19 protein-coding genes are annotated in these 20,759 nt (G+C 70.0%); 14 read left to right on the top strand and 5 right to left on the bottom strand.

Annotated features, from left to right (window positions below; genetic code table 11):
* Positions 1-56 precede the first annotated feature (56 nt).
* From MCBMB27_RS10660 to MCBMB27_RS10645, 4 genes are all read left to right on the top strand, one after another.
* Positions 57-1,160, top strand: coding sequence for an efflux RND transporter periplasmic adaptor subunit (locus MCBMB27_RS10660; RefSeq protein WP_091955060.1), 1,104 nt, complete (start codon positions 57-59; stop codon positions 1,158-1,160).
* Positions 1,157-2,260, top strand: coding sequence for an efflux RND transporter periplasmic adaptor subunit (locus MCBMB27_RS10655; protein ID WP_075380385.1), 1,104 nt, complete (start codon positions 1,157-1,159; stop codon positions 2,258-2,260). Before MCBMB27_RS10660 ends, MCBMB27_RS10655 begins: the two co-directional genes overlap by 4 nt.
* A gap of 22 nt (positions 2,261-2,282) precedes the next feature.
* Positions 2,283-5,348 (top strand): efflux RND transporter permease subunit, encoded by a 3,066-nt coding sequence (locus MCBMB27_RS10650; RefSeq protein ID WP_075380384.1) that lies wholly within the window; start codon positions 2,283-2,285, stop codon positions 5,346-5,348.
* Between the two features lie 180 nt (positions 5,349-5,528).
* Complete coding sequence (locus MCBMB27_RS10645) at positions 5,529-5,750, top strand: hypothetical protein (protein WP_075380383.1); 222 nt, start codon at positions 5,529-5,531, stop codon at positions 5,748-5,750.
* Between the two features lie 16 nt (positions 5,751-5,766).
* Here MCBMB27_RS10645 and MCBMB27_RS10640 read toward each other — a convergent pair whose 3' ends face one another.
* A complete protein-coding gene (locus MCBMB27_RS10640) occupies positions 5,767-6,144 on the bottom strand; it encodes a 4a-hydroxytetrahydrobiopterin dehydratase (protein WP_043349148.1) in 378 nt (125 codons plus the stop codon).
* Positions 6,145-6,331: 187 nt separating this feature from the next.
* Between MCBMB27_RS10640 and MCBMB27_RS10635 the strand changes: the two genes are divergently transcribed.
* The 3 genes from MCBMB27_RS10635 to MCBMB27_RS10625 are packed head-to-tail and all read left to right on the top strand — an operon-like array spanning position 6,332 to position 8,816.
* Positions 6,332-7,312, top strand: coding sequence for an ABC transporter substrate-binding protein (locus MCBMB27_RS10635; RefSeq protein ID WP_043349145.1), 981 nt, complete (start codon positions 6,332-6,334; stop codon positions 7,310-7,312).
* A 51-nt stretch (positions 7,313-7,363) separates the two neighbouring features.
* Positions 7,364-8,101: an ABC transporter permease gene (locus tag MCBMB27_RS10630; protein ID WP_043349142.1), complete on the top strand. Its 738-nt coding sequence runs from the start codon at positions 7,364-7,366 to the stop codon at positions 8,099-8,101.
* Entirely contained in the window at positions 8,082-8,816 is a 735-nt protein-coding gene (locus MCBMB27_RS10625; protein ID WP_075380382.1) for an ABC transporter ATP-binding protein, read from the top strand. Before MCBMB27_RS10630 ends, MCBMB27_RS10625 begins: the two co-directional genes overlap by 20 nt.
* Before the next feature lie 346 nt (positions 8,817-9,162).
* Here the strand turns inward: MCBMB27_RS10625 and MCBMB27_RS10620 are convergent, their stop codons facing one another.
* On the bottom strand, positions 9,163-11,085 hold the full coding sequence (locus MCBMB27_RS10620; RefSeq protein ID WP_075380381.1) for a hypothetical protein: 1,923 nt from the start codon (positions 11,083-11,085) through the stop codon (positions 9,163-9,165).
* A 145-nt stretch (positions 11,086-11,230) separates the two neighbouring features.
* Positions 11,231-11,557: a HesB/IscA family protein gene (locus MCBMB27_RS10615; RefSeq protein WP_043349135.1), complete on the bottom strand. Its 327-nt coding sequence runs from the start codon at positions 11,555-11,557 to the stop codon at positions 11,231-11,233.
* Positions 11,558-11,710: 153 nt separating this feature from the next.
* Here MCBMB27_RS10615 and MCBMB27_RS10610 point away from each other — a divergent pair, with 153 nt between their 5' ends.
* On the top strand, positions 11,711-12,958 hold the full coding sequence (locus MCBMB27_RS10610) for a deoxyguanosinetriphosphate triphosphohydrolase (protein ID WP_075380380.1): 1,248 nt from the start codon (positions 11,711-11,713) through the stop codon (positions 12,956-12,958).
* Between the two features lie 25 nt (positions 12,959-12,983).
* On the opposite strand, the gene MCBMB27_RS10605 is transcribed toward MCBMB27_RS10610, so the two are convergent.
* Positions 12,984-13,436, bottom strand: a complete 453-nt coding sequence (locus MCBMB27_RS10605; protein ID WP_075380379.1) for a hypothetical protein — start codon at positions 13,434-13,436, stop codon at positions 12,984-12,986.
* A 279-nt stretch (positions 13,437-13,715) separates the two neighbouring features.
* Here MCBMB27_RS10605 and argS point away from each other — a divergent pair, with 279 nt between their 5' ends.
* The 6 genes from argS to tatC all read left to right on the top strand — a co-directional run bounded on the left by argS (position 13,716) and on the right by tatC (position 20,026).
* The gene (argS, locus tag MCBMB27_RS10600; RefSeq protein WP_075380378.1) at positions 13,716-15,467 is read left to right on the top strand and encodes an arginine--tRNA ligase; all 1,752 of its coding nucleotides are present in this window, start codon (positions 13,716-13,718) and stop codon (positions 15,465-15,467) included.
* 48 nt (positions 15,468-15,515) lie between these two features.
* Positions 15,516-16,886, top strand: coding sequence for an SPOR domain-containing protein (locus tag MCBMB27_RS10595; RefSeq protein WP_043380780.1), 1,371 nt, complete (start codon positions 15,516-15,518; stop codon positions 16,884-16,886).
* 242 nt (positions 16,887-17,128) lie between these two features.
* Complete coding sequence (gene nagZ, locus MCBMB27_RS10590; RefSeq protein WP_043380778.1) at positions 17,129-18,133, top strand: beta-N-acetylhexosaminidase; 1,005 nt, start codon at positions 17,129-17,131, stop codon at positions 18,131-18,133.
* Positions 18,134-18,289: 156 nt separating this feature from the next.
* Positions 18,290-18,562, top strand: coding sequence for a twin-arginine translocase TatA/TatE family subunit (locus MCBMB27_RS10585; RefSeq protein WP_043355642.1), 273 nt, complete (start codon positions 18,290-18,292; stop codon positions 18,560-18,562).
* Positions 18,563-18,665: 103 nt separating this feature from the next.
* Positions 18,666-19,229, top strand: a complete 564-nt coding sequence (tatB, locus tag MCBMB27_RS10580; protein ID WP_043355641.1) for a Sec-independent protein translocase protein TatB — start codon at positions 18,666-18,668, stop codon at positions 19,227-19,229.
* Positions 19,226-20,026, top strand: a complete 801-nt coding sequence (gene tatC, locus MCBMB27_RS10575) for a twin-arginine translocase subunit TatC (RefSeq protein WP_075380377.1) — start codon at positions 19,226-19,228, stop codon at positions 20,024-20,026. The genes tatB and tatC overlap by 4 nt, the downstream gene beginning before the upstream one ends.
* Before the next feature lie 15 nt (positions 20,027-20,041).
* Here the strand turns inward: tatC and MCBMB27_RS10570 are convergent, their stop codons facing one another.
* Positions 20,042-20,725, bottom strand: coding sequence for a response regulator (locus MCBMB27_RS10570; RefSeq protein ID WP_043355638.1), 684 nt, complete (start codon positions 20,723-20,725; stop codon positions 20,042-20,044).
* Between the last annotated feature and the right edge of the window lie 34 nt (positions 20,726-20,759).

Genomic DNA, 20,759 nt, shown 5'->3' with positions numbered 1-20,759 from the left:
ATGGCGTAGGAACGCGCCACGCATTTCGCACGAGCCGCGCCGACACGGTCGATCGCATGAGCCGCATCGTCTTCCGTCCACCCCCATCCGTTATACTGGTGTTAACCGCGCTCGCGTCGATCGGGTGCGCACGGGCCGAACCGGACGCCGCGCTCGATCCCGCGATGGCGCGCGTGCGGGTGGTGCAGGCACGCCGTACGCCTCAGGCGCTCGAGGTCGTGGTGACCGGCGACATCCAGGCCCAGGCGCAGGTCAACGTCTCGTTCCGGACCAACGGCAAGGTGGCCGAGCGGCGGGTCGAGGTCGGGGATCACGTCACCGCCAATCAGGTCCTCGCCGTTCTCGAGCCCCTGACCCAGCAGGCGAATCTCGACAACGCGAAAGCCGCCCTCGCTTCGGCCGAGGCACTCCTGACCCAGGCCAAGATGTCCTTCGAGCGCCAGAAGCAACTTCTTGCCGGCGGCTTCACCACGCGCTCGACCTACGACAATGCCGAGCAGGAGCTGCGCACGACACAGGCGGCCGTCGATTCGGCGAAGGCCGCTTTGGGAACCGCGCAGGAGCAGTTCTCCTATACGGAACTGCGCGCCGGCGTGGCCGGTGTCGTGACCAGCCGGAGCTTCGAGGTCGGCCAGGTGGTCCAATCGGGGCAGACCGTTCTCGTGATTGCGCAGGACGGCCCCCGGGATGCGGTCTTCAATGTCTACGAATCGCTGCTGGCCCAGCCGCCGGCGGGCGACACCATTGCGGTCGCGCTCCAGTCGGATCCGGCGATCACCGCGGTCGGGACCGTGCGCGAGATCTCGCCGACGGTGGATGCGGCGAGCGGCACGGTGCGGGTCAAGATCGGACTCAAATCGACTCCGGCCGCGATGGGGCTGGGTGCCGTCGTGGTCGGCCGCGGACGCTTCGCGCCCCATGAAGCGGTGATCCTGCCCTGGTCGGCGCTGTACCGCTACGACGGGCAACCGTCCGTCTGGATCTACGACCCCGACCGGCGGACAGTCTCGGTCCGCGCCGTCGAGATCGACCGCTTCGGGCCCGACATCATCGCGCTGAAGCGCGGCGTCGAGCCGGGCGAGCGCGTGGTCGTCGCCGGCATCCAGTTCCTGCGCCCCGGTCAGACCGTCGCGGCCGCCGAGATCGGAGCTCGCCCGTGAAGGCGCACACGTATCTCGCCCTGACCCTCGTCGCGGCAGCGCTGGCGGCCTGCAACGGGCACGGCGAGGAGGGCGGCGAAGCTGCGGCAGCGGCCCCGATACGTCCGGTGCTCACGCAGGTGGTCGTGCCGAGCGACACCGTCATGTTCGGGCCCTTCGCCGGCACGATCGAGCCGCGCTATCAGGCGCAGCTCGGCTTCCAGATTCCCGGCCGCATGGTGGCGCGGGACGTGACGATCGGCGACCTCGTCACCCGGGGCCAGCGCCTCGCGGCCCTGGACACCATCGTGACACGCTTCGACCTGACCCGTGCCGAGGCGGACCTCGCCGATGCGAAGGCGCAGGCCGAGAACGCCGAGGCCGCCGAGGCGCGGACCCGGCGCCTGATGTCGGGCAACAGCGTCGCCCAGGCCACGCTCGACCAAGCGGTTGCCAAGCGCGAGACGGCCCGGGCGCGGGTGGACCAGGCCTTGTCCAGCCTGCAGAAGGCCCGCGACCAGATGGGCTACACCGAGCTGAAGGCCGAGTTCGACGGTGTCGTGACCCAGCGCCTCGCCGAAGTCGGCCAGGTGCTCACCGCCGGCCAGGGTGTCGTGACCGTGGCACGGCCGGACGTTCGCGAGGCCGTGGTCGACATTCCCGAGGTCTATGTCGGAGCGCTGCCGGCGGACGGCATCTTCACCGTCGCTCTCCAGAGCGCCCCGGAGCTCACGGCGCGCGGGCGCGTCCGCGAGATCGCGCCGCTCGCCGAATCGGGGACGCGCTCCAAGCGCATCCGGATCAGCCTCGACCAGCCCGGCCCGGCCTTCCGGCTCGGCGCGACCATCAACGTGTCGCTGACGCGGAATGTCTCGCCCACCGTGCTGCTGCCGGCATCGGCACTGCTCGAGGACGGCGGCCGCCGCTCGGTCTGGGTCGTGTCCGCCGACGGGAAGTCCGTGTCGCGTCGCGACGTGACCGTAGCGGCGGCACGGGACAACGCGGAGGACGGTCGCATCGCGGTCGTCGATGGGCTGAAGGCCGGCGAACGCGTCGTGGTCGCGGGCGTCCATGTCCTCAAGGAAGGCCAGGCCGTGCGCCTGGCCAACGGCGCCGTCTGATCCGGCCGCACGGGGTTTTTGCGTGAAGGATTTCAACCTTTCCGACTGGGCGCTCGAGCACCGCTCGTTCGTCTGGTTCCTGATGCTGGTCTCGCTCGTGGCGGGCGTGATGGCCTATAGCCGCCTCGGCCGCGAGGAGGATCCTCCGTTCACCATCAAGACGATGGTCGTGCAGACGACTTGGCCGGGCGCGACCATCAAGGATACCCTCGATCAGGTCACCGACCGGGTCGAGAAGGAACTCCAGCAGCTCAACGGCCTCGACTACGTCCGCAGCTACACGACCCCGGGATCCTCCACAGTCTTCGTGAATTTCCGCGACACCCTGAAGAAGGGCGAGGTCCAGCCCGCCTTCTACCAGGTCCGCAAACGTCTCGGGGATATCAAGAGCCAGTTCCCGGACGGTGTGCAGGGGCCGTTCTTCAACGACGAGTTCGGCGACGTCTACGGCAACGTCTACGCCTTCACGGCCGACGGCCTGACCCACCGGCAGTTGCGCGACTACGTGGAGAGCATCCGCACCGATGTGCTGCGCGTGCCCGATATCGGCAAGACGCAGCTGCTCGGCACCCAGGACGAGACCATCTATCTCGATTTCTCGACCCGGAAGCTCGCCGGTTACGGCATCGATCTCCAGGCCCTGATCAAGGCGCTTCAAGCGCAGAACGCCGTCTCGGCATCCGGGGTCGTTCAGGCCGGACCGGAGCGCATTTCGCTGCGGGTCAGCGGCTCCTTCGCCTCCGAAGCCTCGCTTCAGGACTTCAATCTGCGGGTGAACGATCGCTTCTTCCGTCTTGCCGACATCGCCGAGATCAGCCGCGGCTACGAGGATCCGCCCGCGCCCCTGTTCCGGGTGGACGGCAAGCCCGCGATCGGGCTGGCCATCGCGATGCGTCCGGGCGCCAACCTGCTGCATTTCGGTGAAGCGCTGAAGGAGCGCATGCGGCGGATCGAGGCGACGCTGCCGGTGGGCGTCGGCGTCCACCTCGTTTCGGATCAGCCCAAGCAGGTCGAGCATGCGGTCGGCGGCTTCACCGAGGCGCTGGTCGAGGCCGTGGTCATCGTGCTGGCCGTGAGCTTCGTGAGCCTGGGCATCCGGGCCGGCCTCGTCGTCTCGGTGTCGATCCCCCTCGTGCTGGCGATCGTCTTCGTGGTCATGCAGATCATGGACGTGACCCTGCAGCGCATCTCGCTCGGCGCGCTGATCATCGCGCTGGGCCTGCTGGTCGACGACGCCATGATCACCGTCGAGATGATGGTCGCGCGGCTGGAGCGGGGCGACACGCTGCGCAAGGCCGCCACCTTCGCGTACACGTCGACGGCGTTCCCCATGCTGACCGGAACGCTGGTGACCGTGGCGGGCTTCCTGCCGATCGGCTTCAACGGCTCCGGCGCGGGCGAATACACCTACTCGCTGTTCGTGGTGATCGCCGCATCGCTGCTGGTATCGTGGGTCGTGGCGGTTCTGTTCGCCCCGCTCGTCGGCGTCACGCTGCTGCCGAAGACCATGAAGCACCACACGGAGAAGCGCGGCATCTTCACGCGCCTGTTCATGGCGGCCCTGCGCGTCGCCATGCGCTGGCACTGGACGACGGTGGTGGTCTGCCTCGCGCTGATGGCGGCCGCCATCGTCGGGATGGGGCATGTGCAGCAGCAGTTCTTCCCGTCCTCGGACCGCTCCGAGGTGCTGGTCGACCTCACCCTCCCGCAGAACGCCACCATCGCCGAGACCAGGGCGCAGATGGACCGGTTCGAGACGAACCTGAAGGGCGATCCGGACGTGTCGAGCTGGTCGTCCTATGTCGGTCAGGGCGCGGTCCGATTCTACCTGCCCCTCGATCAGCAGCTCGCCAACGCCTTCTTCGGTCAGATCGTCATCGTCACGAAGTCGCTCGAGGTGCGCGACCGCGTGATGGCGCGTCTCCAGGCCATCGCCCTGCGCGACTTCGTCGGCACCGACGTGCTGGTGCAGCCCCTGAGCCTCGGACCGCCCGTAGGCCGACCGGTGCAGTACCGCCTCAGCGGCCCGAACATGGAGACGGTGCGCCGCCTCTCGCTCGACCTCGCCAACGTGGTGGCCGGCGACAAGCGGCTCGACGTGCCGACCTTCGACTGGAACGAGCCCGGCAAGGTGCTGCGGGTCGAGATCCTTCAGGACAAGGCGCGTCAGCTCGGCGTCACCAGCCAGGACGTCGCCGGGATCCTCAACGGGATCGAGGGCGGCCAGGCGATCACGCAGGTCCGGGACTCGATCTATCTGGTCAACGTCGTCGGCCGTGCCCGCGCGGTGGAGCGGTCTTCGCTGGACACCCTGCAATCGCTGCAGGTCGGTCTCGCGAACGGCACCGTGGTCCCCGTGCTCGCCTTCGCACGGATCGGCTACGATCTCGAGCAGCCGATCGTCTGGCGCCGCGACCGTCTGCCGACCGTGACGGTGCGCGCCACGATCCACGACGCGACCCAGCCGGCCACCATCGTGGCCGCTCTGCAGCCCGGCATCGACGCCTTCATCAAGGCGCTGCCGGAGGGCTACACCGTCCAGACCGGCGGCGCCGTTGAGGAATCCGCCAAGGGCCAGGGCCCGATCGCGGCCGTCGTCCCGGTCATGCTGCTCGCCATGGCGTTCCTGCTGATGATGCAGCTCCAGAGCTTCGGCCGGATGATCCTCGTCTTCACCGTGGCGCCGCTCGGTCTGATCGGCGTCGTGCCGGCCCTGCTCCTGTTCGACAAGCCGATGGGCTTCGTCGCCATCCTGGGCATCCTGGCGCTGATCGGGATCATCATCCGCAACGCGGTCATCCTGGTGAGCCAGATCGAGGAGTTCCGGGCCGAGGGGATGGCCCCCTGGGAAGCGGTCTTCGAGGCGACCCACCACCGCATGCGGCCGATCCTGCTGACGGCAGCCGCCGCGAGTCTGGGCCTGATTCCGATCGCCCGGGAGGTCTTCTGGGGCCCGATGGCTTTCGCCATGATCGGCGGGATCCTGGCGGCGACTTTCCTCACGCTCCTGTTCCTGCCGGCCCTCTACATCGGCTGCTACCGCATCCGCCCGGATGCGGGCGCCCGTCCGGCGGCCCACGCCGGCTGATCGCCCGGCTCACGCGATCGCAGCGCCCGCGGGTGCTGCGAGAAACGGTCGGCCCGCCCCTCCGCCCCCTCAGGGCGGGCCGACCGTGACGAAAGCTTGATCGCGGGCCGTAGCCCGTCATCGGAAACCTTGCGGTCGCTTGGCGCGTAGGGTGCGGCGAGAACGAGGACCGCCCCATCCATGAACGCCTTCATCGCCGTCGTATTGGTCTGCGCCAACGGCCTCGCACAGGACGCCTGCACGGACGACCAGGCCCTTGAGGTCCGGAAGATCCGAGTGGCCAACGAGCTCGGATGCGCCACCGGCTGGCAGGAGATCATCGCCCGCACCGAGCGCCGCGACGAGATCGGCAAGACCGCCTACCTCAAGACCGAGTGCCGCCGCGTGAAGGACCCGCAGTGACGCCCGCGCCGCGCGGCTACTTGTCGTACTTGATGTAGGCGAAGCGCGGATCCGTGGGCGTCCCTTCGAGGCCCTGTCCCTCCAGGGCCGGCTGCCAGGACACGACCTCCTCGATTTTCCGGGCGAGGGCGAAGTCCTTCTCGGTGATGCCTTTGGCGGCGTGGTTCATCAGCCGGACCTCGACCCAGGCATAGGACGCCGTGATGTCGGGATGATGCCAGGCTGCTTCGGCGAGGTGACCCACGGTGTTGATCACCATCAGCGTGCCCTTCCAGCCGGCCGTCTTGTAGGTGCGGCGGATCCAGCCATCCTCCAGGCGCCAGGCGGGCAGTTCGGCCTTCAGCCGCGCCTCCACGGTCGCCTCGTCCAGAACTCCCTCGCGTCGCTCGGTCATGATCGCATGTCTCCCCTGATGGCGTCTCGGTCGAGGGTGCCGCCGCAGCCGGTTGCGCGCAAGCGTGTTCCGCACGGTGGACGGAAACCGGTGTGAGCCCTATGACCTTTTTCCAATGGCGTCCCGTTCATGCGGCACGTCAGTCTACCGCCGTCGAAGACTGCGAAATACGATGGGAGAAGGCGTGATGCTGTCACGGCGCGCGATGCTCGCCGGCGGCCTGCTGGGCGGCCTCGGCCTGCGGGCGGCGCGCGCGGACGTGCCGACCATCCGTCTCGGGAGTCTGCCCTTCGGGACGTCGACCTGGGAGGCTGCGGTGATCAAGGCCCGCGGCCTCGACACCGACAACGGCTTTCAGCTCGATGCCGTGAAGCTCGCCGGCAACGACGCGGCCCGCATCAGCTTCATCGGAGGACAGGTCGATACGATCATCGGCGACCTGCTCTGGGCCGCCCGCCTCGGCAATGACGGGCAGGCGGTGCGCTTCATCCCGTACTCGACCTCCGAGGGCGGCGTGATGGTACCGGCCGGGAGCGCGGTGAAGAGCCTCAAGGATCTCGCCGGCAAGCGCCTCGGGGTGGCCGGCGGTCCCCTGGACAAGAACTGGCTGCTGCTCCGGGCGCAGGCGAAGGACGCGGCCGGAATCGACCTGGAGCGCGAAGCCGAGATCGCCTACGGCGCGCCCCCGCTGATCACGCTGAAGCTGGAGCAGGGCGCCCTCGACGCAGCGCTCACCTACTGGACCTACTGCGCCCGCCTTCAGGCGAAGGGGTTTCGCCAACTGGTCGGTGCCGAGGACATCATGCACGCCCTCGGCGTCCCCGGTGACGTGGCGCTGATCGGCTACCTGTTCCAGGACACCACCGTGAAGGAGAAGCCCGCTGCCGTGGCGGCCTTCGCGCGGGCGTCGCGGGCGGCCAAGGACATCCTGGCCTCGGATCCGACCGCGTGGCAGATCGTGCGCCCGCTGATGGCGGCCGAGGACGATGCAACCTTCGAGGCGCTCAAGCGCAACTTCCTCGCCGGCATCCCGCGGCGCCCCGTGGCGGAGGAGCGCGCCGATGCCGAGAAACTCTACACCGTGATGGCGCGGCTCGGCGGAGCGCGCCTCGTCGGAAAGGGCGACGCACTGCCTCCCGACCTGTACTACACCGGTCGCAATGGGTGATGCGCCGGCCCAGCGGGCCACCGTTGCAGCGGTCCAGACACTCGGGATCGCCTGGGCGTGCTGACCCGCATCGCGTCTTTGGTCGTGCTCCTTGCAGCCTGGCAGTTGGCTGCACTCGAGGCGGGATCGCGCCTGCTGCCGGCGCCGCTGGCGGTGCTGCGCTTCATCGTTCAGGAGGCGGAGCGCGGCGACCTCGCACACAATGTCGGCATGACGCTGCTCCGCGTAGCGATCTCATTCACGGTGGCGATGCTTCTCGGCGTCGTCCTCGGCGTCGCGCTCGGACGCTCGAAGGTCACCGATCTCACGCTCGACACGCCGCTTCTCGTCCTCCTCAACACGCCGGCCCTGGTGATCACCGTACTGGCCTATGTCTGGGTCGGGCTCACCGAGACCGCGGCGATCCTGGCGGTGGTCCTCAACAAGCTCCCGAATGTCGCGGTGATTGTCCGGGAAGGGGCCCGTAATCTCGATCCCGGCCTCGACGAGATGGCCCGCGCCTATCGGCTCGACCGGCTCACCTGGGCCCGCGACCTCCTGATCCCGCAGCTCCAGCCCTACATCGTCACGGCGGCGCGGTCCGGCCTCTCCCTCGCCTGGAAGATCGTGCTGGTGGTGGAACTGCTCGGTCGTCCCGACGGAGTCGGCTTCGCGATCAACTATTACTTCGTCCAGAGCACCGACGTGGCGGCCATCATCGGCTACAGCCTCGTCTTCATGGCCGTGATGATCGGCATCGACGTCCTCCTGCTGCAGCGGCTCGAAGCCTATGTCCGTCGCTGGCGCTGAGCCCGTTCTTCAGGTCGCGATCGCGTCGAAATGGTATCGGCCGCGCGATGCCGAACCGGTCGAGGCGGTTCGCAACCTCGAATTCGAGGTCGCAGCCGGGGAAATCGTCTGCCTGATCGGGCCATCGGGCGCCGGAAAGACCACGACGCTGCGGATCCTGCTCGGCCTCGATACCGCGTTCGAGGGACGCGTCTCCGGGGCGGAGCGGGCCGGTATCGTTTTCCAGGAGCCGCGGCTGCTCCCCTGGCGCAGCGTCGAGCACAATGTCCGCCTCGGGCTCCCTCGGGCGCGGCGCGGGCTCGACCTTGACGGCTTGTTCGCGCAGCTCGGCCTGACAGCGTGGCGGGCCAGCTATCCGAAGGCGCTCTCCCTGGGGATGCAACGCCGCGTGGCACTGGCGCGGGCCCTGGCCGACGGGCCGCGGGTGCTGGTCCTCGACGAGCCCTTCGTGTCCCTCGACGATGCCGCCGCCGCCGCGCTTCGCGGCCTCGTGGTGGATACGGTGGATCGGTCCGGCATGAGCGTCCTGATGGTGACCCACAACGTCGCCGAGGCGATCGGGATCGCCGACCGTCTGCTGCTGGTCTCCCGGCGTCCGGCGGGTCTCATCGCCGCCGTGTCCCTCGATCGACCGCGCCGGGAACGCGACCGCGCCTGGGCCGAGGCGACCCGGGCGAACCTCGCAGCGCAGCATCCGGAGATCATCGCGCTGTAACCTCCGCAACGGGCCTGCGTGATCGCTTGAGCAGCGACGTTCAACGCAGGCCGTTCCGCGGTCGACGACGAACGCTCCGACAGCCGGCGCGGCAGCTTTCAGCCTTGGGCTGTCTCGGCTCGGTCCAGTTCGAGAGCCAAGCCCGATCGGCGAGACGGGAATCTACCCGACCGGCCGAAGGCCAGATCGCGCGGCGGCAACGTCTGCGACGTTGCCATACACGACCGGCATGCAGGTCAGCGCCAGGGCGGCGGCGAGCGCAGCCTTCGCGAGACGGACGACGCGCATGGGGCCTCCTCAGGCCGGTCTTCCGGCTGCGAAAGCCCGGAGACCGGTCACGGTCGCCTCAGTTCGCCTTCGCCTCGACGTCCAGCCGGTCGAGCACGGCCGCCGGCGAGCGCGCCGCGCCGAGATCGATGAAACCGATCCCGGCGGGCTCTTTGGACTTCGCGTGGACCACGAGCTTGCCGGGCTTCATCACGAACTGGCCCATGGCGGCGCCGATGCCCTTGGCGGCCGCGCTGTTGCCCAGGATGATCGGCACGCCGAGCAGGCTGGCGGTGACGTACTCCTTGCGCAGCTCGTCCGGCTTGAGGCTGAGATCCTTCGATTGCGCGGCCAGGAAGCGCTCGAACAGGCCCGCGTTCTCCACCGTCAGGTCGAGGGCCTTGGCGCTTCCCGAAAACATCACCATGGTCGCGGCCGGCAGGGTGCCGGAGAACAGCTCGGGCCCGATACCGCCCAGCGTGCCGGATAGCCGGACGGTGCCGATGTCGCGACCCGACACCGTCACCTCGCGCAGGGCGAGGTCGCGGGCCTTCTCATCCAAAGTGGCGTCGGCCACGAGGTCGAGGTCGAGATCCCGGTACCCGTAAACCGGCAGCATGCCGATGATCGGCGCGCCCGCCACGAGATCCGCCGGCAGGCTGAGGCCGGAGAGACTGAGGCGGGTCGCGCTGGGCACGCCGTCATTCGGCGCACCCAGAGCGAGTGTGGCCTCGCGCAGGGCGATCCGGCGGACAGGCCGGGGCGATACCGACAGGGCGAGGGGGTCGGCGGCGGTGTCGCCCGTCCTCGGATCTGCCGGCCTGCCAGGCCCCGCCCGGCCAGTATCGGAGAGGCCGCCGCGGGCCGGAGCCCGACCATCACGCGGCGGCGCCCGCTCGGGTTCGCCCTCCGGCGGCAGCTCGATCGACAGGTCGCTCAGGGTCAGGTTGCCGAGCTTGGGCGTCAGGCGGCGCATCTCGATATCGGAGAAGCCGGGCCCGGCCGTCGGCTCGGCGGCGATCCCCTGGAGGGCCGCGACGGTCGGCACCAGCGAAGTCCCGAGAACGGCGAGGCGACCGACATGGACACGCAGACTGCCGCGCGACAGCGCCAGGTTGTCCAGGACGGTGGTGCCCTCCGACCCGGCGGAGGTGTAGGCGGCCCGGCCGATCTCGAACAGAACCGGCCCCTTCGGATCGGAGTCGCTGACGCTGAGGCCCTGCATCTCCAGGCTGCCGACGGCGGTGGCGGCGATGAGATCAGCCGCCGCGGCGGCCAGGGGACGCCGGTCGCTGGAGCCATCGAAACCGCCGGCCACGATCGCGAAGGCGCCGCTCCAGCCGTCGGGGATCTGCCGGCCGCCGAGATCACGCCCGTCGAGGCGTGCGATCTTCACGGTCGTGCCGCGCGCGTCGGAATAGGTCACGTCGGAGACCTGGATGGTGCCGTAGACCCGTTGGACCGGTCCCTTGCCGTCGCCCGGAACCGTGTACAGCCGGCTGAGGGCCGCCAGATCCAGATCTGTGGCGCGCACCTGCCCGTAGGTTCCGGAACCGCGGTTCGGCCCGGCGACGGAGCTGACCGTGGCGCCGGCCGCCGTCAGTTCCCCGACACGGCCGGCGCGGATGTCGCGGGCGACCACATCGCGGTAGGTGACGGTCTGCCGGTTGTCGCCGGGATCCGCATTCTCGGAGGTCAGGACCGGGACGGTGAGGCTGCCCGCATCGAGCCGGGCGAGCCGCTGCTCCCAGGGCACGTTGGAATCGGGCCGCAGGATCGCCGCGAGATCCTCCTTGGAGAGGCGCGTGCCGCTCGCCGTGAGCTTCGGGGCCTTCAGCAGCGTGCCGCCGAGCGGGATGACCACGTCGGTGACCGTCACGTCCTGGACGGCGGCGGCGCCCTCCTGCGCGGCGAGTGGCGCGGGGGCGAGGCCGAGGAGGACGAGGATACCGGTTGTCGCCCAGGCCGACCGGAGGCGGAGGCGGGCCTTCGGGTGGTTCATGGCTGCATCCGGACCAGGGCTCGCGCGGGAATTCCCTAGCCGTGCCGGGTTTTTTGAGGCGAGGCAATCAGGCATGCCGGCCCGGGCGACCGTGCCGGCACCGGTGTCGTATGGACGCAACGGCGCGGATGCGCCGGGCGGGTCGCTACAACGAGAAGGAGGTGCCGCAGCCGCAGGAGGCGGTGGCAAGCGGGTTCTCGATCTTAAAGGACTGGCCGATCAGATCGTTCACGAAGTCGATCGTGGAGCCGTTCATGTACTCCATCGAGATGGGGTCGACGATGACGGTGGCGCCGTCGCGCTCGATCGCGACGTCCTGCGCCTCACGGGTGCGGGCGATGTCGAAGGCATACGAGAAGCCCGAGCAGCCGCCGCCATTGACGCTGATCCGCAGCGACGAGCCGGCCGGCTCAGCCCCCATGATCTCGTTGATGCGCTTGGCCGCGCGGGCGGTCAGGGTGATATCAGCCATCAGTCTCTGGCCACGCAATCGTTCGGTGGACGGCGCACCCCGCCTGTTGCCGAGGGCGTCCCGGCCCACAAGATATGAGGCGCAAGCCCGCGCCGCAACGCGCCGGGCGAGGAGCCGTCATGAGCAGGGTGCGTGAGTTTGCGAGCGGATGCCGTGCGACGCAACGGTGAGCGCTGGCGCGCGGCTTACGCCACCGATCCGGCCCGCACCCGGGGACGCCTGATCCCCGAGGCCGGTTCGCCGACCCGCAGCGACTTCCAGCGGGACCGGGACCGGATCATCCACTCGACGGCGTTCCGGCGGCTGAAGCACAAGACGCAGGTCTTCGTGCATCACGAGGGCGACCATTACCGCACCCGCCTCACCCACACCCTCGAGGTCAGCCAGATCGGCCGGGCGCTCGCCCGCGCCCTCGGGCTCGACGAGGATCTTGCGGAGGCGCTGGCCCTCAGCCACGACCTCGGCCACACCTGTTTCGGCCATACCGGCGAGGACGCCCTCGACGCCTGCATGGCCCGCTACGGCGGGTTCGACCACAACGCCCAGGCCCTGCGGATCGTCACGCGGCTGGAGCGGCGCTACGCCGGCTTCGACGGGCTGAACCTCGCCTGGGAGACCCTGGAGGGCCTCGTCAAGCACAACGGCCCGCTGCTGACGGCCGACGGCCAGCCGACGCCCCGCTACGCCGCGCGCGGCATCCCGGCGGCGATCCTGGAATACGATGCGCTGAACCCCCTCGACCTGTGGAGCCAGGCCGGCCCCGAGGCCCAGGCGGCCTCCCTCGCCGACGACATCGCCTATGCCGCCCACGACCTCGACGACGGGCTGCGGGCCGGCCTGTTCGAGATCCCGGAGCTGCGCGCGGTCCCGTTCCTGGCCGGGCTGCTCGACGAGATCGACCGGCTGCATCCGGGCCTGGAGCCCTCGCGCATGATCCACGAACTCGCCCGGCGGGTGATCACCCGCTTCGTCGAGGACGTGATCCGCGAGGGCGGACGCCGCATCGCCGAACTGGATCCGCGCCGCGTCGAGGACATCCGGAATGCGGATCAGGCGGTCATCGTCTTCTCGCCGGAGATTGCGGCGGCCGATGCCGATATCATGCGCTTCCTGTGGGACCGCATGTACCGGCATCCCGGCGTGGTGGCGGTGCGGAAGAAGGCCGACGCCATCGTCAACGACCTGTTCGCCGCGTTCACCGCGGCGCCGTCCCGGATGCTGGAGGAGTGGAGCGCCGGTCTCGAGGAGGCCAGCGATGCACGGGTCGCCCGCCGGGTCGCCGACTACATCGCCGGAATGACCGACACCTATGCGGTCCTGGCGCATCGCAAGCTCTACGCGACGACGCCGGACCTGCACTGGGAATTGCCCAGCCGGGGCCTGCCCCTCGCCGAGCCCTGAAGGCCCGGCGCGGGATGGGTTGGGATCAGCAGCCGCAGCCGCAGGTGAAGCTGCCGTAACACCCGCCGTAGCCACCGCCGTAGCCGTAGCCGTAGCCGTAGCCGCCGTAGGCCGCCGGGTAGCCGTATCCGTAGCCGCCATAGGCGGCCGGGTAGCTGTAGCCGTAGCCGCCGTACCCGTAACCACCATATCCGTAGCCGCCGTAGACGCTCCCGGCGGCGAGCCCGAGCCCGAGGCCGATCCCCGCACCGGCCAGCCCGTAGCCGAGGGCCCGTCCGTAGCCGCGGCGATAGCCGTAGCCGTAGCCGCGCCCGTAGAAGCCGCGGGCCGCGTAGCCGCCCCGGTAGCCGTAGCCGCCCCGGAAACCACCGTGGACGCCGCCGTGGAAGCCGCCGCCGTGGAAGCCGCCCGCCTCCGCACCCGGCGCGGCCAGGATCAGGGCGCAGAGCGCCGTACCCGCAATCGTCAAGGTCTTCATCAGTAACTCCGCGATCGGCCCACGCGCGATCGTCGGCGATGACACAGTGTCGTCCCGGCCAAAACAAGCCGAACACTGCGCGATCCGTATTCGTCGCGTGGGATAACGTGGGAGCGCCGCGCGCTTGGTTACCGGACCGATGCCGGGAATGTGGGCTCCTCCAGGCCGGCGAACCGCTCGGCGCCGTGACACCCTCCCGCCCCCTTGCTAGACCGCCCGGGCGGGCACAGGCCGGACGGGCCGGGCGACGAGACCCCCGCGCAAGCGAGATCGAGACCCATGAACATCTTCGCCCTGTTCGAGGCGCGCGTGCGCGAGGCCGTGGAGGCGCTGACCCGCGCCGGCCATCTGCCCGAGGGCCTCGACCTGGGCCGCGTGGTCGTCGAGCCGCCCCGGGACGCGGCGCACGGCGACCTCGCCACGAACGCGGCGCTGGTCCTGGCCAAGGAGGCGCGGGCCAACCCGAAGGCGCTGGGCGAAGCCCTGGCGGCGGAACTCCGCGCCGATCCGCGGATCGTGGAGGCGAGCGTCGCCGGGCCGGGCTTCATCAACCTGCGGCTCGATCCCGCGATCTTTCACGCAGTCGTGCGCGACGCGCTCTCCGCGCCGGATGCGTTCGGCCGCGCGGAGCTGCCCGGCGGGCCGATCAACGTGGAATACGTGTCGGCCAATCCCACCGGGCCGATGCATGTCGGCCATGGCCGCGGCGCGGTGTTCGGTGACGCCCTCTCCAATCTGCTCGTCGCGGCCGGCAGGCAGGTGACGCGGGAATATTACATCAACGATGCCGGCGCTCAGGTCGATGTGCTGGCCCGCTCCGCCTTCCAGCGCTACCGCGAGGCTCTGGGCGAGCCCTTCGCCATCCCGGACGGCCTGTATCCGGGCGACTACCTCAAGCCCGTGGGCGCCAAGCTGGCGGAGACCCATGGCCGCGCGCTCCTCGACCAGCCAGAGGCCGCGTGGCTTCCCACGGTGCGCGAGACCGCGCTGGACATGATGATGACCATGATCCGGGCCGATCTGGAGGCGATCGGCATCCGCCACGACGTGTTCTTCTCCGAGCGCACGCTCCAGGAGAGCGGTGCCGTGAAGACGCTGCTCGCGGAGCTGCGCGCCAAGGGCCTCGTCTACGAGGGCCGCCTGCCGCCGCCCAAGGGCCAGCTGCCGGAGGATTGGGAGGACCGCGAGCAGACGCTGTTCCGCACCAAGGAATTCGGCGACGACAGCGACAGGCCGCTGCTGAAGTCGGACGGCTCGTACACGTATTTCGCCTCCGACATCGCCTACCACCGGGCGAAGTATCTCGCGGGCGCGACCGAGCTGATCGACGTCCTCGGAGCGGATCACGGCGGCTACGTGAAGCGCATGCAGGCTGCCGTGAAGGCGGTGAGCGACGGCGCGGCGACGCTCGACGTCAAGCTCTGCCAGCTCGTGCGGCTGTTGCGCGCAGGCGAACCGGTCAAGATGTCGAAGCGGGCCGGGGAATTCGTGACCCTGCGGGACGTGATCGACGAGGTCGGCCGCGACGCCATCCGGTTCATGATGCTCTACCGGAAGAACGACGCGACCCTGGATTTCGACCTCGCCAAGGTGGTGGAGCAGTCGAAGGACAATCCGGTCTTCTACGTTCAGTACGCCCATGCCCGCGTCCGCTCGGTGCAGCGGCAGGCGCGCGAGGCGTTTCCCGAGGCCGACCTCTCGGCCGCGGCGCTGGCACGCGAGGCGGACCTCGCGGTGCTGAGCGATCCGGGCGAGATCGAGATGATGCGCCTCATCGCCCAGTACCCGCGGGTTCTCGAATCCGCAGCCCTGGCGCACGAACCGCACAGAATCGCATTCCACCTCTATGAACTGGCCTCGGCGCTACATAGTTTCTGGAACAAGGGCAAAGACTTGCCGCAATTACGGTTTGTTAATGCAACCGACCGAAAGTCGACGTGGGCCCGGCTGGCGCTCATCGAAGCTCTGCGGAGCACGCTGGCGGCCGGCCTTGCGATTCTCGGTGTGACCGCGCCGGACGAGATGCGATAGGCCCGAGCGCATCGGGCCGGTCACCGGCGTTGATGTGAGGATGCTGCCATGACGAACGCTTCGCGCGCTCAGGTCGATCTGGACGCTTTCGCGCGCGATCTGCGTCAGGAGACGGGTCAGGCGCCGCAGGCGGCCAAGGCGGATCCGCTGGCGGAACTCGCCCGCATCGTCGGCCAGGACGATCCGTTCCGGGCTCTGCTCGCCGCGCGCGACGAGATGCGCGCCGTCGCGCCCGACACCCAGCCGCAGGCCGGCTGGAACGCCCGGGTGGAGCCGAGCTTCGCGCCGGAGCCCGCCAAGGCGACGCCGGCCGACGCATTCGATCAGTACCTCGCCTCCGTGGAGCAGGACACGCATCGCGAAGGCGGCGCCTACGCGCCAGATGGCGTCGCGGTATCGAGCGGCGACGACGCCTACGCGGACAGCCACGCCCTGCGTCGCGCGAATCCGCGCCGGCGCCTCGTCTCGGTCGGCGCCGGCGTCGCCGTGGTGGCGCTCGCGGTCACCGGTGCGCTCACCTACAAGGGCATGAGCAATTCGGGCCATGGCGGCGTGCCGGTGGTGCAGGCCGATTCCACCCCGCTCAAGGTCGCCCCGAAGGTGGCCGACGGTGTCGAGATCCCGGATCAGAACCGGCAGATCTACGATCCGAAGGGCAAGAAGGACGGCCAGATCAAGATCGTCAACCGCGAGGAGCAGCCCCTCGACGTGGCCGAGGCCGCGCGCGCGGCCCAGGGCCCGTCGCAGCCGACCGGCGCCCAGGGCGGCACGACGCCGGGCAACGGCCCGTTCGAAGCGTTCGGGGAGCCCCGCCGCGTCCGCACCGTCGCGGTCAAGCCCGAGGCGCCGCCCGCACCGCCGCCGCGGGAGCAGCAGGCCGTCGACGCCGGGCCGGCCCCGATCCCCACCATGGTTCTGCCCGGCGACGAGCCGCCGCCGGCAGCGCCCGCGAAGTCGAAGCCGATGCGCCAGGCCGCCGCCATGCCGGCGACCACGGCCACGCCCGTCGACGCGCAGCCGGACGCCGCGGTCGAGCCGCCGGCTCCCAAGCCGGTGGCCGTGAAGCCGCCGCCGAAGGCCGCCCAGCGGATCGCCGCCGTCGCCCCGGCCGGAGCGGCCGCGCCCGACACCACCGCCAGCACCACCACCGACGACGAGGCCGTGAAGTCCGGCCCGGTCAGCGGCTTCTCGGTGCAGCTCGGGGTGCGCAGCTCCGCCGCCGAGGCGAAGGCCGCGTTCCGGCAGATGCAGGCCAAGTACACACAGCTCGCCGGCAAGCCCGAGCTGATCCGGCAGGCCGAGGTGAACGGCAAGACGATCTATCGCGTCCGCGTCGGACCCCTGGAGAAGGCTCAGGCCGCGAGCCTGTGCAGCGCCCTGCAGGGCGAGGGCGGCCAGTGCTTCGTGGCCAAGAACTAAGGTTCTGACGGAAAGCCGCGGTCGGGGCAGCGCTCCCGCCCGCGGTGATCCGCTCGGGCGCCCCGCCGACCGAGTCTTGCAGGCCACACCGGCGGCGGCATCGCTCCGGCCTCCGCCCGGAGCCGCGGTTTGGTCTTGCCGGCTCCCCGTTCCCGCCCGACTCTGTCGCCATCGAGCCGAACCGCCCGGCGATCCCGCCGCCGTCTTCGCGCCGCCACCGAGCAGTTTCCGAGCCGTTCCTGATGACCTCCCGCGCCCTGATCCTCGGTTGCACCGGCTCGTCGCTCTCGGCGGAGGAGCGGTCCTTCTTCCGGGACGTGAAGCCCTGGGGCTTCATCCTGTTCAAGCGCAACATCGGAACCCCGGACGAGGTCCGCGCCCTCACCGGCGCGCTGCGGGACTGCGTCGGATCCGATCGCGCGCCGATCCTGATCGATCAGGAGGGGGGCCGGGTCCAGCGCATGGGTCCGCCCCACTGGCCGGCCTACCCGGCCGGCGGCCGCTACGGACGCCTGAACGGCAGCGCCGCGGCCGTCGCCCGCCTCGGCGCGCGCCTGATGGCGCACGACCTCGCGGAGGTCGGCATCAACGTGGACTGCGCCCCCGTCCTCGACGTGCCGGCGCCGGGCTCGCACGACATCATCGGCGACCGGGCCTACGGGACGAGCCCGGACAGGGTGGCCGAGATCGGCCGCGCGGTCGCCGAGGGCCTGATGGCCGGGGGCGTCCTGCCGGTGATGAAGCACATCCCGGGGCATGGGCGCGCCACCTGTGACAGCCACCACGGCCTTCCGGTGGTGGATGCGACGCGCGCGGATCTGGCGGAGCAGGATTTCCGGACCTTCCGGGCGCTCGCTCACCTGCCGATGGCGATGAGCGCCCACGTGGTCTTCACCGCCATCGACCCCGACCGGCCGGCCACCCAGTCCGCCATCGTCATCCGCGACATCATCCGCGGCGCGATCGGCTTCGACGGGCTTCTGATGACCGACGATCTCTCCATGCACGCGCTGACCGGCTCGTTCCGCGACCGGACGGAGCGCGCCTTCGCGGCGGGGATCGATATCGGGCTCCACTGCAACGGCGCCATGGACGAAATGCGCGCCGTGGCCGAGGCGGCGCCCGCGCTCACCGGAGAGGCCGCGCGCCGCGCCGCCTCCGCGCTGGCGCAGCTCGACCCCGCAGGCGACGGACTCGACGTTCCGGAAGCCCGGGAGCGCTTCGCCGCGGCCCTCGCCGCCGCCTGACCTGGGCCCCTTGCGGCCTTCCACCGCGGCCTTCCACCGGCCGTGGCATCGCCTCTGCTTGTGTTCGGGCGGCGCGATCCCTAGGTTCGCCCCGAAATCCTCAACCGGACGTGGCGTCGCGCTCCCGCTTCTTCGGGGCGCCCGCAGGAGGTTGCCATGGGCAGCATGAGTATCTGGCACTGGGTCATCGTCGCGGTCATCGTGATGCTGCTCTTCGGACGCGGCAAGGTGTCCGATCTGATGGGCGACGTCGCGAAGGGCATCAAAGCCTTCAAGAAGGGCATGGCCGAGGATGAGACCCCTCCGGTCAGCCAGGCCGCGCCGCCGCCGGCCGAACCGGTCCGCACCATCCCGCACGCCACCGAGACGAGCCCCGGCACGGCGATCCCGGCGAGCCATCTTCCCGGCGGCGAGCGCAAGCCGGTCTGACGGCGGGCGCGACTGTAGGACTGGCAGAGCGCACGCGCTCGTGTAGAGCCTGACGGGGTCCGGCCACCGCGCCGGATCTCAGGGCAGCAGGACCGTCGACGACATGCTGGACATGAGCTGGGGCGAGGTGATGCTGATCGGCGGCGTCGCCCTCATCGTCATCGGGCCGAAGGATCTGCCGAAGGCGCTGCGCACCGTCGGGCAGATCACCTCGAAGCTGCGCCGCATGGCCGGCGAATTTCAGATGCAGTTCAACGAGGCGATCCGCGAGGCGGAGCTCGACGATGTCCGGCGCGAGGTCGACGGGATCCGCAACACGGTCCGGAATGCGAGTTCGACCTTCAATCCCGTGCAGACCATTCGCGACGAGTTGAAGGGCGCCGTCGAGGGCCGGGCCAAGGTCGGCCCGGAGAAGCTCGGCCCGGAGAAGCCGCCGGTCGAGACCCGATCCCTCGCCGATGCCACGGCGCAGCTCAAGGCCGAGCAGGACGCCGCAGCACCGGCCCCGGTCTCGGGGACGCCGCCCGCCGAATCGTCCCATGATCCTGCACCGCAGATGGCGGAGGCACCCCTGCCCGTGCCCGGGTCGGTGGACGATCCGTTCGGGCCTCCGCCCGCCCCGCATCACGCCACCGAAGAGTCCCAGAACGGCACGGCCGCCCGATGATCAGCGATGCGGACGAGGCCGAGATCGAGGCGTCGCGGGCGCCCCTGCTCGAACACCTGATCGAATTGCGGGCGCGGCTGATCAAGTCGCTGATCGCATTCGTGCTGATGTTCTTCGCCTGCTTCTTCTTCTCGCGCGATATCTACAACGTTCTGGTCTACCCCTATGTCTCGATCGTGGGTGCGCAGAACGCCGAGCTGATCGCCACGCACTTCCTCGAGCAGGTGTTCACCAACATCAAGCTCAGCGTCTTCGGGGCGGCCTTCCTGGCCTTCCCGGTGATCGCCACGCAGATCTACGCCTTCGTGGCCCCGGGCCTCTACCGCAACGAGCGGAAGGCGTTCCTGCCCTACCTCGTGGCCACGCCGATCTTCTTCGTGCTCGGCGCGCTGGTGGTGTTCTTCCTGGCGATGCCGCTGCTGATCAAATTCTCGGTGTCGCTCCAGCAGGTGGGCGTGGCCGGGGAGCCGACGATCAAGCTGCTTCCGAAGGTCGACGAGTACCTGTCGCTGATCATGACGCTGATCTTCGCGTTCGGGATCGCGTTCCAGCTGCCGGTAATCCTGACGCTGCTCGGTCAGATCGGGATCATCGACGCGGCCTTCCTGCGGGAGAAGCGGCGCTATGCCATCGTGCTGGTCTTCGTCGCCGCCGCGATCCTGACGCCGCCGGACGTGATCTCCCAGCTCTCCCTCGCGATCCCGATGCTGCTGCTGTACGAGGCCTCGGTGTTATCGGTGGCGCGGGTCGAGAAGCTGCGGGCGGCGCGGCGCGCGGCGGAAGGCCTGGAGCCGTGAGGCGGCGCGCCGGGCTCAGTCCGGCGCACGCAGGCGGTAGCCCACTCCGGTCTCGGTGAGCAGGTAGCGCGGGCGCTCCGGATCGGGCTCCAGCTTCTGGCGCAGCTGCCGGATATAGACGCGCAGGTATTGCGGATCCGACGAGGCCGGCGCGTGGCGCATGAGCTGCGCGTGGGTCAGCACCTTGCCGGCATGCTGCACCAGCACGCGCAGGAACTCGTATTCCCGGGGCGACAGCTTCACCGCGCGCTCGCCGACCCGGACGACGCGGCGGACGAGATCGACCGAGAGGTCGTCGACCCGGAAGACCGGCCGCTCCCCCTGCATGGCCAGGCGATGGCGCAGGGCCGTGCGGATGCGCGCCAGCAGCTCGTTCATGCCGAAGGGTTTGGTGACGTAATCGTCGGCCCCGAGATCGAGGGCCTCGACCTTGCCGCGCTCGTCGTCGCGACTCGACAGGATCACGACCGGCAGGTCGGGCCAGCGCTCGCGGATCGCCGCAAGGAGGGCATGGCCGGGCATGTCCGGCAGGCCGAGATCGAGGATCGCGAGATCCACGCCCCCGGCCTCCAGGGCGGCGAGCGCCGCGGCCCCGTCGGCGGCCTCGGCGACCGCGTAATCCTGTGTCCCGAGGCCGGTGCGGAGCAGCCGGCGGATCGGCGGCTCGTCGTCGATCACCAGGATCCGGGCAAGGCTCACGCGGGCTGTTTCCCGTCGCGGATCCAGGCGGCCG

It is taken from the genome of Methylobacterium phyllosphaerae (genome assembly GCF_001936175.1).
Classification (GTDB): Bacteria; Pseudomonadota; Alphaproteobacteria; order Rhizobiales; family Beijerinckiaceae; genus Methylobacterium; species Methylobacterium fujisawaense.
The sequence above is the reverse complement of the archived record's forward strand: the minus strand, read 5'-3'. Positions and strand labels throughout refer to the sequence as shown.

Coding starts and splice junctions, on each gene's coding strand:
- MCBMB27_RS10660 (WP_091955060.1), top strand. CDS start 57: ATGAGCCGCATCGTCTTCCGTCCACCCCCATCCGTTATACTGGTGTTA.
- MCBMB27_RS10645 (WP_075380383.1), top strand. CDS start 5,529: ATGAACGCCTTCATCGCCGTCGTATTGGTCTGCGCCAACGGCCTCGCA.
- MCBMB27_RS10640 (WP_043349148.1), bottom strand. CDS start 6,144: ATGACCGAGCGACGCGAGGGAGTTCTGGACGAGGCGACCGTGGAGGCG.
- MCBMB27_RS10635 (WP_043349145.1), top strand. CDS start 6,332: ATGCTGTCACGGCGCGCGATGCTCGCCGGCGGCCTGCTGGGCGGCCTC.
- MCBMB27_RS10625 (WP_075380382.1), top strand. CDS start 8,082: ATGTCCGTCGCTGGCGCTGAGCCCGTTCTTCAGGTCGCGATCGCGTCG.
- MCBMB27_RS10620 (WP_075380381.1), bottom strand. CDS start 11,085: ATGAACCACCCGAAGGCCCGCCTCCGCCTCCGGTCGGCCTGGGCGACA.
- MCBMB27_RS10615 (WP_043349135.1), bottom strand. CDS start 11,557: ATGGCTGATATCACCCTGACCGCCCGCGCGGCCAAGCGCATCAACGAG.
- MCBMB27_RS10605 (WP_075380379.1), bottom strand. CDS start 13,436: ATGAAGACCTTGACGATTGCGGGTACGGCGCTCTGCGCCCTGATCCTG.
- argS (WP_075380378.1), top strand. CDS start 13,716: ATGAACATCTTCGCCCTGTTCGAGGCGCGCGTGCGCGAGGCCGTGGAG.
- MCBMB27_RS10595 (WP_043380780.1), top strand. CDS start 15,516: ATGACGAACGCTTCGCGCGCTCAGGTCGATCTGGACGCTTTCGCGCGC.
- nagZ (WP_043380778.1), top strand. CDS start 17,129: ATGACCTCCCGCGCCCTGATCCTCGGTTGCACCGGCTCGTCGCTCTCG.
- MCBMB27_RS10585 (WP_043355642.1), top strand. CDS start 18,290: ATGGGCAGCATGAGTATCTGGCACTGGGTCATCGTCGCGGTCATCGTG.
- tatB (WP_043355641.1), top strand. CDS start 18,666: ATGCTGGACATGAGCTGGGGCGAGGTGATGCTGATCGGCGGCGTCGCC.
- tatC (WP_075380377.1), top strand. CDS start 19,226: ATGATCAGCGATGCGGACGAGGCCGAGATCGAGGCGTCGCGGGCGCCC.